Here is a 12,656-nt window from a genome sequence, read left to right on the forward strand (position 1 = left end):
TCCTCACTTTATTATTATTGACGTAACCGTCGAAATTCGCTTGCAGTCATGCCTACTTTTTCACGGAAATAACGACTGAAGTGGGAAACGCTTTCAAATCCACTCTCACTGGCAACTTCCTTTAATGCTTTATCTGGTTCCATTTCAAGTAAATACTTCACTTGTGTTAATCGGCATCCCATTAAATATTCTAAAACGGTAAATCCTGTCATCTCTTTAAACAAATGAGAAACATAGGATTTGCTTAAATTAAGTGCTTCCGAAATTGAATCAAGTGTCAGCTTATGCATATAATTAGACTGGATATAGGCTGCTATGTCCTCTGCATGCTCCGCTTTTTCAGCTTTGTTCGGAAGTTTCCGGGAGTCCATTTGACCAAGTCTGTTTACGCTAACCAAAACTTGCAATAACAATACTTTCATTTCCGTTTCAGCAAAACTATCATTTAACGTAAATGACCGCTTTACCTCCTGCAGGCGTCGTATGATTTCCTCAAGTTGTTTCGATTCCTGACTTTCATTTGTTCGAATTAAACAATGATGCAGCTTTTGAAAAGCATCAAGTAAATGCATACCTCCCATTTCTTTTAATACACCAGCAATCCATTGTGGTGAAAAATGAATGGTACTACGGACATACTCACTGTTTGGCTGAACATTCGGTTTATGCAATGTCATGCCATCCATTAACAAAATATCACCTGGCTCCAAATCGTAAATTTGGTTATGAATTAAATACCTGCAAGAACCGGCATGGAAAAAATAAATTTCATATTCTTGATGGGAATGGTAGTCAAATGTCCCCCAATTTCCTTGCACCCGATAATTTACAATTAGTGGTTCGTTCAAACAGACCATTCCTTTCCGTGAACTTATTTATAGTTTATAACATAAAAAGAGTAAAATCATTGCCTCAAACTGCCCATATTTTCATAAAATTTTACTGTGCGTGCTTTTTATAAAACCTTTACAGATAACTTTTTATTGGTATGTTTAATTTAATGCTTAAAAGCTATCAAAACATTGGTTTCATTTCAATGGCATCCATTTTGTTATATAATGTAATTATCATTGTGTATACGCATATATTGTACATTTTAATTTGTTCATTAAACAAATTATACTATTCAAACATACCAAGGGGGTTGTCCCATGATCACAGGTGACGGGGCTTACATAAAAAAAATTAATAGAAGCTTAATCCTAAAAAATATAATTGAACATGGCAGAATATCACGTGCAGACTTGTCGAAAATAACTGGCCTGAACAAAGCTACTATTTCTGTTCAGGTTGCTAACCTTTTAGAAGAGGAACTGATATATGAAACACAGCAGGAGCATAATGCTGTTGGGAGAAGACCTATTATGCTTTCCATAAACGGTAAAGCGGGTTATGTACTTGGCGTCGATCTTGACTATAATCAAATTCAATATACTGTTTCTGATTTGCAAGGACATCCCGTTCAAAGTGATACGGTCGATCTGGAGGTTAATGATTACGAAGCCACTGTTCAGCTGCTAATCAAACACATCAAGGAATATACTCAGAAATACTCCAGTAGCCGTTATGGTCTGCTAAACGTAATGATTGGGATACATGGTACTGTCAATAAAGATGAAAGCATCCTGTTCGTTCCTAAAAATCAGTGGCGCAACAAGGATTTAAAATCTCAGCTTGAACAGGAACTGAATATCAATATTTCTATTGAGAATAATGCCAACCTGTCAGCTTATGCTGAAAGGGTCTATAAACACCATGAAAGTGATAATTTGCTAACCATCCTACTAACCTCAGGAATTGGCGCAGGAATCATCATTGATGGTAAATTGCATAAAGGGTATCACGGATACGCCGGGGAAATGGGACATATGGTTATTTCTCCAGATGGGGAACAGTGCAGATGCGGTAACCATGGCTGCTGGGAACTGTATGCTGCCGAACCAAGTTTATTCGCGCAGTTGTCCAAAGAATTGAATAAACCAACTTTAACTTATCACGATGTACGGGATTTGATTAAGAAACAGGATACTGCAGCCGAAAAGCATCTTGAGCAGTTTATAGAATATATATCAATCGGGCTAAACAATGTTATCAATTTGTATAATCCGGAAACTTTAGTATTAAATAGCGAAATACTGCAAATGTATCCAGATACTATTGGTAAAATTAAAAGCAATTTAACATCATCGGTCAGCCAATACCGGGAACTTGTTTTATCCGATCTAGGTAATAAGGCGTGTGTAATGGGGGCTTGCGCTTTAGCAATCAAACGTTTTTTAGAAGTCCCTGAGCTTATTTTAACCATCTCCGAGGATGTAGAAGAACAAGCAGCTCGATAAAAAGAAGAACGAGGCTGAGACATAACTAAAATATTTGACTCGGGAAGACGAACGATCACTGAATAGGAAATTCAGAACGTTACTTTTACAATAGTCGGATCTTAATAAGCAGTTGATATAAATTGCGACGTAACTTTATATGAGTTTTAATCCACCGCTGCGGAAAAACACTGCGCTTTCCGTGGGCAGCTAATGAGCCTCCTTGCCCCGGCAAGGGGTATGCAAACGTTGTCCGCGAAGGACGGTTTTAGTTGGCCCTCCTTAATGACGCTCTCCGGGGTCTCATCGAGGCTTCTGCTCCCACAGGACAAGGAATGCTTCCCCGAATAAGCATCGCACGAAGAAAAAGTGCTTTTCTTTTTCAAGGAGTCTCCGCGTTTTTCCTCCGCTAGGATTGAGTGCCACCTATAATGCCATAACATCGGTCTTCATTTTTCAATAATTGTAGCTGCGAGTAGAGTCGATTAAGCATAGGTGAAACCCCGGAAGCATAAGAAGGGTACTGAAAAAGTGGTGGATTTAAAAAAATTTAGTTTTTCACCTTTACCTAGCATCTTGAATATACGGTGACTCCTTGAAAAAGAAACCCGCTTTTTCTGCGTGCGATGTTTCTCAAGGGAGCTTTCCTTGTCCTGCGGGAAGTGAGAGATCGGCGAGACCCCGGAGGACGACGGTTAATGAAGCCCAACTAAAACCGCCCTTTGCGGGCAACGTCGGCTACCCCTCGCCGGGGCAAGGAGACTCGCCACTCGCCCGCGGAAAGCGCAGTATATTCAAGATGCGATGATAGATCCACATATTTGTGTATTAACTATACCTTTTTCAGTGCCCTTAGCGTAAGCTCGAGGAGGCCATGAAAGCGCAGTGTTTTTTAAGCAGCGGTGGACTTACACTCCTATAGTTACGTCGCAGTTTATAAAAACAGCCAAGAAAAGTATCCGAACTACTACAAAATCCTAATTATAGAATTTTGAATCATAGTACGGTTTTTTCCCTGACTAAAACATTTTTGTCTCAGCCCCTTCTTTTAGCGTTACATCAATTCGGGATCGAAAGGCGGGACATTGTTGACTGAACTGTTTATTATACTAAAAGATATCATTTTACCAATTTTTATTATTATGGCCATTGGCTTTTTTATGCAAAAGAAATTCAACCTTGATGTTCAGACACTAGCTAAATTAAATATTTACTTTCTTGTTCCAGGATTCATTTTTGTTAAATTATACAGTACCTCATTCTCCTTATCTTTGTTTATCAAGGTGCTGATTTTCTTCATAATATACGTACTTATTCTATATTTCATTTCAGCATTAGTTTCCAAGTTAACAGGTGCGAATAAAGGCATGAAGACCTCTTTTTCTAATAGTGTAATGTTTTTTAACTCTGGCAACTACGGGGTTCCGGTTAATGATTTAGTGTTTAAAAGCGACCCATTCGCCATGTCCATTCAAGTTATTGTTCTTACACTGCAAAACATTTTTTTATTTTCTTATGGCATTTTCTCGCTGCAATCTATTAACATAGGAAAATTACAAGCTGCACTCGGTTATTTTAAAATGCCAGTTTTATATGCTTTAATTGCCGGCATTACACTAAATGTATTTAGCGTGCCTATTCCCTCCTTTATCTGGGTTCCGGCAAATTATATTTCTGAAGCCATGATTTCTCTTGCATTGCTTACCTTAGGAGCACAAGTAGCAAATATTCAATTTAAAACAGGATTATCATCGGTTTATTTCAGCTTACTAATTAGATTAGTAGCAGGTCCATTAATCGCGTTAGCACTTATCTTTATTTTTGGTCTTGATGGCATTATAGCGCAGGCATTGTTAATTGCTTCGGCTATGCCAACTTCTGTTAACAGTGCGGTTATCGCACAGGAATATAATAATTATCCAAACTTTGCAGCACAGGTTGTCTTGTTCTCAACCATATTTAGTACCATCACAGTTACGATGGTTATCTATCTAGCAAGGGTTTTGTTCTAACCTTATTAGAAAAGCGCAAGTGCCCCGTTTAGAAGCGGACGCATAAGCAAGGGGCCGTAGAACGCATGGGTTTAGCGTTCGTAGTGTCCATTGCTTATGACGGCAGCTTCTGGGCGCTGGAGCTGGACAGATTTTTATTTCTGATCTTATGAAATAAAGGCGGACACCAGCCCTGAGAAACTGATGTCCGCCCTTCTTTCATTATCTACTGACGTCCCCGCCATGATTAGCAAGAAAGTCTTTTACTTCGCCAGCGTTAAATTGGTTATGATCGCCATAAACCATATGCTTCAATACGCTTGAACCCACACCGAATTCAACTATTTCCTGCGACTCGAAATCTGACAGGATACCATGCAATACACCGGCAGCAAATGCATCACCGCCACCAATTCGATCTACTATCTCAAAGGAAAAGCGATTACTCTTATAAAGAGCGCCATTATTAAAAATATATCCTTCCAGTTCGTTTGCGGTCGAAGAGAATACTGTTCTATTCGTACATGAAAAGTACGTTATCCCATATTCTTCAGCAAATTTATGATAGTGTTTTTCCAGCACGTCTTCATCAAAATCCGCTGGCCCATCACAGCCGAGCAGGTAAATAAAATCCTTATAACCTGCAAAACAATAATCAACAAGTGGTAATATCGCAAGAAATGTATCATTTGCTTCTTCAACCGACCACAGTTTCCCTCGATAATTAAAATCAAAGCTTACCAGAACATTTCGTTTTTTGGCTTCTTTCATTGCCAGCAGCGTAAACTCCTTCATTTCACCACTTAATGCCGGGGTGATGCCAGAAGTATGCAGAACAGCAACATCTTTATAAACAGCATCCCAGTCCAGGTCCTTCTTAGGTAACTCAAGAACTGATGAATGTTTGCGGTCATAAATTACTTTGGCCTGTTTTAGGGATAATCCCTTCTCATAAAAATATGTACCAATGCGTTCCCCGCCACGGAACACCCACCTCGTATCAACGCCTCCGGATTTTAAATGGCTCTCCGCCGCATCACCCAAATCATTTGGAGGAAGAACAGATAAATAGAAAACCTCATGGTTAAAGTTGCTAAGTGACATGGCTACATTCGCTTCAGCACCACCATAATAAGCATGAAGGTCTCCCCCTTGATTCAAACGCTGATTCCGTACTGGTGTCAGACGCAATAATAACTCACCAAGCGTGACAATTTTGCTCATGGTTCATCCCTCATTTACCTTTTGTTGAAATTCTCTCGCGAGTTGCTCCACCTTAGCATAGTCACCATCTTTTGCCGGTCTGGTTATTTCACCGCCGACCCCAACCATTATTGCGCCAGCATCTAACCAGGCGGCAACGTTATCTATCGTGATGCCTCCTGTTGGCATAATTGCCAAATGCGGAAGCGGCCCATGAATATTTTTAATAAATGATGGCTCAAAAGCGTTTCCCGGAAACAGTTTGACCACAGAAACACCATATTCCATTGCCCTGATCATTTCGTTCACCGACATACACCCAGGTAAATACGGAATAGCATATCGGTTGCATAATTTTGCTGTAGCTTTGTCAAAACCTGGACTCACAATAAATTTTGCACCAGACAGAATAGCCACTCTGGCAGTTTCACTATCGAGCACCGTACCTGCCCCAACAAGAACATCATTGTTATATTTATCTGAAAGCGATTCTAATAGTTGTCCGGCTTTAGGAACAGTAAACGTTATTTCCAGTGTTTTAACCCCACCATTCACACATGCCTCCGCCGTTTTTTCTGCCATCGATTGATTATCTCCGCGGATAACGAGTGCTAATTTATTGGCGACCATTTGATTTAAAATATGATAGGTTTGCATCTGTTTCCATCCTTTCTAAACACCTGAATAAGCTGAAAATCCACCATCAATTGGTACCACTATTCCATTTACAAAACCCGATGACTGTTGATCTACCAGCCAAAGCAATGTCCCAACAAGCTCCTCTGGCTCACCAAATCGTTCTAATGGTGTTTGTGATACTATTTTATTTGCGCGTTCACTTAATTCCCCATTTTCCTTAAGCATCAAGGCCTCATTTTGTTCAGTAAGAAAAAAGCCTGGGGCAATCGCATTAACACGAATCCCAACTTTTGAGAAATGGACAGCTAACCATTGTGTGAAATTGCTTATCGCCGCTTTAGCACCACTATACGCAGGAATTTTGGTTAATGGACGGTAGGCATTCATTGATGACACATTAATAACTGTCGCACCCTTTTGATCAACCATATCTTTTGCAAAGACCTGTGTAGGTAACAGCGTTCCAATGAAGTTAAGGTTAAATAACCCCTCAATTGAAGACGAGTCCAGATCAAAGAAAGTTTGTTGTTCATCGTCCTGTAAATCATTTTTATTTAAAAATTCCTTTGATGTTGTGGCTTTGGCATGGTTGCCACCAGCACCATTTATTAAGATTGAACAAGGTCCAGCTACTTCCAAAACATTCTGATGGACTGCTTCCAATTCCTGTTTATTTAATACATCCACACTGTATCCGAATGCTTCTCCACCTTGCTCTTTTATCTGTTCAACTACCGCATCAATCTTCTTTTTATTCCTTGCTAAAATAACTACTTTTGCTCCGGCTTGTGCCAGCGACTTTGATAATACGGATCCAAGTACACCACTGCCACCAGTTATGACAGCAACCTTTTCCTTTAAATTAATGTTAAATGGTAATTGCATTTGGAGGCCTCCTATTCCATGTTGAGAGTATCGATAATTCCGTTTAAATATGTTGCACCAAGTGCTCGGTCATATAGTCCGTATCCTGGTCTGCCTTGTTCACCCCAAATCATTCTTCCGTGGTCCGGTCGAATAGGCCCGTTAAATCCGATATCATGTAATTTTTTGATTACCAAAGCCATATCAATTGATCCATCACGGGTTAGGTGTGAAGTTTCCTGAAACGATAATTCACCAGTCCACTTTATATTGCGAGCATGAACAAAATGAATTCTTCCTTTGGCGGCCTCAATAATTTCGATAAGATCATTTGCCGGGTTAGCACCATAGGAACCTGTGCAAAACGTAATTCCATTATTAGGACTATCAACCGTTTGCAGCAAGTATTGAACATTTTCTTTATTTGTAATAACACGTGGCAATCCAAATATTGGCCAAGGTGGATCGTCGGGATGAATAGCTAGCAAAACATCCTCTTCTTCAGCAACCGGTACAACCTCTTTAAGGAAGTAGATTAAATTATCCATCAGATCCTGTTCTGTAATAGTTTGGTAGTGATCGATAATTTTCCTGAGATCGTCAGTTTGATAGGATAAATCCCATCCAGGTAATTGCAGCTCACCGCTTAATGGATCAATCCCCTTTACCAATTTATCATCGTATAGTAATGAATTGGAACCATCAGCCAAAGGAGCATCAAGCTGTGAACGGGTCCAATCAAATACTGGCATAAAGTTATAACAAACCGTTTTTATACCAGCTTTTGAAAGATTTCGTAACGTTTCCTTGTAGTTCGCAATCCACCTGTCCCTTGTATCCAAACCCATTTTAATGTCTTCATGGACAGGGACACTTTCAATTACATTAAGTTTTAAACCATGTGTTTCAACGTTTTGCTTCAACTCAATAATTTTTTCATATGGCCAAACATCACCGACTGCTATATCATAAATAGCGGTAACAATTCCAACCATACCGGGTATTTGCCTTATTTGTTCCAGTGTAACTGGATCATCCTGACCGTACCAACGAAAACTCATTTCCATAAAACTCCACCTCTTCAATACTTTATACCGATAAAGATTTTCTTAAAGTGTAAAATAACGTTTTGCATTATAATAGCAAATATTCTCCACGTACTTCCCTAAAAGCTCCATATCATTTGGCACCTTCCCTTGAACGACCCATGTCCCAAGTAAGTTGCATAAAATTCTTCTGAAATATTCATGGCGGGAGAATGATAAAAAGCTTCTGGAATCTGTTAACATCCCGACAAAATTACTAATCAGTCCCACGTTCGCAAGAATTTTCATTTGATCTTCCATGCCATCGATATGATCGTTATACCACCATGCTGTCCCAAACTGTACCTTGCCAGCTATCTCTCCATTTTGATAATTGCCTGCCATTGAAGCAAGAATATAGTTATCACGAGGGTTTAAGCTGTACAAAATTGTCTTAGGAAGATTCTCCTTTTGCTCCAAGGCATCCAGCAGATTGGCTAGAGGTGCAGCTACTAATTGATCACCAATAGAATCATAGCCGCTATCCGGGCCAAGCTTATTAAACATTCGCATATTGTTGTTCCGCTGCGCTCCTATATGTAATTGCATGACCCATCCTTTATCGGCATACATTTCGGCTAACGATAACAATGTGTAGGTTTTAAACTGGTCTATTTCCTTCGCTGTTAATTCTTGTCCGTTCATCCGTTTATGAAAAATTGCTTCAACATCTTCCTCTGCCGATGCTTCATAGAATAAAACACTTAACCCATGATCGGAACTTTTACATCCATGATTATCAAAATAATCAACACGCTTTTGTAAACCTGTTAATAAGTCCTCATAATTGGTAATTTGTAAATTTGCTGCTTCTTCTAATCGTTTTATCCACTTTAGAAATTCCTCCTTTTCAATCTGAAGACCTTTATCCGGCCGAAAAGACGGAGAAACCTTCGTTGCAAAGTCACTTTCCATTAGTCGGGCATGTGTAGCTAAATCATCTGTTGGGTCATCTGTTGTTCCCACAAATTCAACCTTCTCTTTCCTCAATAAAGATTTTGCTGACAGACTTGGCGTTGCGAGCTGCTGATTTGCTTCTTCCCAGATGGAAGGTGCAGATTGTTCATCTAAAAGTTGGTCTATATTAAAATAGTTTAGTAATTCTAAATGTGTCCAGTGGTATAATGGATTACCAATCATATTTGGAACGGTTTTAGCCCAGGCCAAAAACTTCTCATAGTCAGTTTTTTCACCAGTAATATAAGCTTCATCTATTCCATTCGCTCTCATTGCTCTCCATTTATAATGGTCACCCGCAAGCCAAATTCCTGCCAAACTCGTATAATTTTTATCAGCTAATATCTCCTCTTGATTTAAATGATTATGATAATCAATAATTGGCAGATTTTTAGCTTTTTGATGATAGAGTTCTCTGGCTGCATCACTATATAATAGAAAGTCTTCTGTAATAAAAGTTTTCATCGCACATCATACCTTTCCATATAATTGGACCGTGGTCCTTTGTTCAATTGTAACCTATAATTAGTTTGCTTGCCAAACAAACTAATAAATCAATCATATATGTAAGCGTTTTATATTTCAAGCTTTTTCTTTAAACTTATGAGCATACAAATGGGCAATTCCAGTTTTGACTGTTAAAACTGGAATTGCCCGGGCTACATTTCAATTCTATTCATCCATTACACCTTCAATAAATTCCTTCAGTACGTGCACGGTAGTAACAATATCGGAAAGCGATGACCATTCTTTTGGATTATGGCTGATCCCGTCCTTACTTCTGACAAACAACATGGCTACCGGAATTTCACGACCAAGCATCATAGCATCATGACCAGCCCCGCTTGGGATATATGATGGCTGCAAATCATGTTTGGAAATAGACGCAGCTAATTTGTTTTGCAGCTCTTCTTTAATGGGAATAGGCTGTATTTTAGTTGTTTGCTTCATATCGATACCAATTCCTCTTTTTTCTGCAATCTGTTCAGCTTCTTGGGTAATCAATTTCAGTAATCGATCTCTTGTTTCCTCATGTATATCCCTAATATCAACATTTAATGTAACCTGCTGTGGTATCACATTAATGCCATTCGGAGAAACATTCAGCTTGCCAATCGTTGCTACAGCTGTTTCACTTACCTGCCCAGGAAATTCTTCTACCTTCTGCAGAAATGCTCCCGCGGCTGTTAACGGATCCTTGCGACCGATCATTGGGGTATTGCCAGCATGCCCAGCTTCTCCGGTAAACGTTATTTCAAGCCAAGCAGGGCCCGCTATGCCGCTTACTATTCCAACAGGAAGTTCATCCTGTTCAAGCTTTTTCCCTTGTTCGATATGAACTTCAACAAACATTTCCAATTCCTTCATATCCCGTTTTGCTTTTTTGAATTCCTCCAGGCTGCTGCCATAGTTGTGCAGTACTTTTTCAAATGAATCACCATTATAATCATTCAATTGACTTTTCGCAGAAAGCCCCCCACTGCCTGTCATGGCCATACTCCCGGTTAGCCCGCTATTGAATCTTGATCCTTCTTCGTCGGTAAAAACGATAATCTCATAAGGCTTTTTCGGTTGATAGTTGGTTTCTTTCCATGATTCGGCAACTTCCAATGCTGATAATACACCAACAGGACCATCAAAGTGTCCGCCATTTGGCACACTATCAACATGAGATCCGGAAGCAACTGCGGGAAGGTCATCAGATACTCCACTCAATCTGCCAATGACATTTCCTGCTCCGTCTTCCCGCACTTTTAGTCCCGCTTCGCGCATCCACGTTTTGACAAGCTGTTTAGCCTGTTTTTCTTCCTCAGAAAATCCGGGCCGCTTGACTCCTCCATCTTTAGTAAAACCTATCTTTGACTGTTCAAACAGCCGGGCGGCTATTCTTTCGCCCTTGATACCGGAATGATCCAGGTTAAGGTTGTATGGCTTCATTAATTGGTTGAATAATTCATTTGCTGGATTGTATGGCATCGTATCCTCCTTTTTATAACCTTATTTAACCGCCAATGCTTCCATAAAACGTTCGGTAATCTGCTTAGGCCGGGTAATCGCACCGCCAACTACCACGGAATATGCGCCAATCTCCAGACACTGTTTTGCCATTTCAGGTGTAATTACATTTCCTTCCGCAATCACCGGGATATTTACACGTTTGAGCACATTTTTGAGAAAACTAAATTCCTCATGATAAAGCTTCTTCCCTTTGGTTTCTTCGGTATAACCATGCAAAGTTGTAGAAATACAATCAAATCCTAATTTTTCCGCTTGTACAGCATCTTCTATCGTTGCTATATCGGCCATCAACTGGATAGTTGGTTTCTGTTCCTTCGCATACTGTACCAAATCCCCCAGTCTAATGTCATTTGGCCTTTGCCTTTCGGTGGCGTCCATTGCAATCATTTCACATCCGCTTTCAAGCAACTCATCAATTTCTTTATAAGTAGCCGTAATAAATACCTCACTGTCATCATAGTCCCGCTTCACTATACCAAGAACGGGCAAATCAACCTCATTTTTTATTTCGATAATATCTTTCTTTGAATTCGCCCGTATCCCTTTTGCGCCACCCTCTTTTGCTGCGAGGGCCATTTTAGACATGATAAACGAACTATGCAAAGGCTCATCAGCTAAGGCCTGACAAGAAACAATTAATTCACCTTTTATTTTATTCAACAATTTATATTTCCTCCTTTTTTGGGGTCAGTCCCCTGTAACGAAAAATGGATATACTGCGCCGTATAATGCTGCATCATTATATAATTGAGCAATTTTAATTTCTGTTTTTAAAAATTCACTTGGCAAAAACTGTGCTATTTGTTTTTGAATATGGTCTAATAAGTAGTCGCCTTGGGCGGAAATTCCTCCACCAATAATGATGCATTTCGGGTCAACTAAAATAATAATTTGCGCTAGACCTTTTGCTACCTCTTTTGACCAGATTTCTATAATGGAATAGCAAGCATCGTCACTGCGTTTGGCTCGTTCGAAAACGTCTCTTGTGGATATGTCTGATCCGAGTTCATTATGAATCATTTTACTTAATGCAGATGTTGATGCTCTTGCTTCATAATTTGTTTTTGTTTTCTCATCGTATAACAAGTAGCCAACCGAATTGGCTCGATGATTAAAACCGTCCATTAAGCTAGTTTGATAGTAGGCGCCGCCAATCCCTGTTCCAAGTGTCATACAAAACACATCGTTTTCATTTACGGCTGCACCTTGCCACCGTTCACCCAATAATGCTGCATTAACATCGTTTTCAACATGAACAGGTAAGTCAAACTTATCTATTAGGTGCTGCTTGATTGCAGTGCCTTTATAGTTTTTTATAGTTGGTCCAGCATAAATTATCTCGCCCTTTTCTCTGTCCACAATCCCTGCAGTGCTGATTCCAACTCCACTAACAGTACATATGCTTAATGCCTCATCAACAATACTCTCTACCTGCTTGAGAAGAGCTTGTTGAATATTTTCTTTGGTCTCGACTTTTGAATGGCCATGCAATTTCCCCTGCTTGTCCATAAAAGCATATTTAATATACGTTCCACCAATATCAATTGATAGATATTCAGCCATAACACCCCTCCTATCCG

11 protein-coding genes are annotated in these 12,656 nt (G+C 39.6%); 2 read left to right on the forward strand and 9 right to left on the reverse strand.

The window, feature by feature from the left end:
• Positions 1-14 precede the first annotated feature (14 nt).
• Entirely contained in the window at positions 15-848 is an 834-nt protein-coding gene (locus CFK37_RS01465) for an AraC family transcriptional regulator (protein WP_172840438.1), read from the reverse strand.
• A gap of 303 nt (positions 849-1,151) precedes the next feature.
• Between CFK37_RS01465 and CFK37_RS01470 the strand changes: the two genes are divergently transcribed.
• Both CFK37_RS01470 and CFK37_RS01475 read left to right on the forward strand, forming a co-directional pair.
• Entirely contained in the window at positions 1,152-2,339 is a 1,188-nt protein-coding gene (locus CFK37_RS01470; RefSeq protein WP_089060249.1) for an ROK family transcriptional regulator, read from the forward strand.
• Positions 2,340-3,406: 1,067 nt separating this feature from the next.
• Positions 3,407-4,330, forward strand: a complete 924-nt coding sequence (locus tag CFK37_RS01475) for an AEC family transporter (protein ID WP_089060250.1) — start codon at positions 3,407-3,409, stop codon at positions 4,328-4,330.
• Between the two features lie 201 nt (positions 4,331-4,531).
• On the opposite strand, the gene CFK37_RS01480 is transcribed toward CFK37_RS01475, so the two are convergent.
• The 8 genes from CFK37_RS01480 to CFK37_RS01515 all read right to left on the reverse strand — a co-directional run bounded on the left by CFK37_RS01480 (position 4,532) and on the right by CFK37_RS01515 (position 12,639).
• The gene (locus tag CFK37_RS01480; protein ID WP_089060251.1) at positions 4,532-5,533 is read right to left on the reverse strand and encodes a sugar kinase; all 1,002 of its coding nucleotides are present in this window, start codon (positions 5,531-5,533) and stop codon (positions 4,532-4,534) included.
• Between the two features lie 3 nt (positions 5,534-5,536).
• A complete protein-coding gene (locus tag CFK37_RS01485) occupies positions 5,537-6,169 on the reverse strand; it encodes a bifunctional 2-keto-4-hydroxyglutarate aldolase/2-keto-3-deoxy-6-phosphogluconate aldolase (protein ID WP_089060252.1) in 633 nt (210 codons plus the stop codon).
• Positions 6,170-6,184: 15 nt separating this feature from the next.
• Positions 6,185-7,036 carry an SDR family oxidoreductase gene (locus tag CFK37_RS01490; RefSeq protein ID WP_089060253.1) on the reverse strand — a complete coding sequence of 284 codons (852 nt, stop codon included), beginning with the start codon at positions 7,034-7,036 and terminating at the stop codon, positions 6,185-6,187.
• A gap of 11 nt (positions 7,037-7,047) precedes the next feature.
• Positions 7,048-8,082, reverse strand: a complete 1,035-nt coding sequence (uxuA, locus tag CFK37_RS01495) for a mannonate dehydratase (protein ID WP_089060254.1) — start codon at positions 8,080-8,082, stop codon at positions 7,048-7,050.
• Positions 8,083-8,124: 42 nt separating this feature from the next.
• Complete coding sequence (gene uxaC / locus CFK37_RS01500; protein WP_089060255.1) at positions 8,125-9,522, reverse strand: glucuronate isomerase; 1,398 nt, start codon at positions 9,520-9,522, stop codon at positions 8,125-8,127.
• 207 nt (positions 9,523-9,729) lie between these two features.
• Positions 9,730-11,034, reverse strand: a complete 1,305-nt coding sequence (locus tag CFK37_RS01505) for a M20 family metallo-hydrolase (RefSeq protein WP_089060256.1) — start codon at positions 11,032-11,034, stop codon at positions 9,730-9,732.
• Between the two features lie 21 nt (positions 11,035-11,055).
• Positions 11,056-11,739 (reverse strand): N-acetylmannosamine-6-phosphate 2-epimerase, encoded by a 684-nt coding sequence (locus CFK37_RS01510; RefSeq protein WP_089060257.1) that lies wholly within the window; start codon positions 11,737-11,739, stop codon positions 11,056-11,058.
• 24 nt (positions 11,740-11,763) lie between these two features.
• The gene (locus tag CFK37_RS01515) at positions 11,764-12,639 is read right to left on the reverse strand and encodes an ROK family protein (RefSeq protein ID WP_089060258.1); all 876 of its coding nucleotides are present in this window, start codon (positions 12,637-12,639) and stop codon (positions 11,764-11,766) included.
• Positions 12,640-12,656 lie beyond the last annotated feature (17 nt).

This window comes from Virgibacillus phasianinus (assembly GCF_002216775.1).
In the GTDB taxonomy this organism is placed as follows: domain Bacteria; phylum Bacillota; class Bacilli; order Bacillales; family Amphibacillaceae; genus Virgibacillus_F; species Virgibacillus_F phasianinus.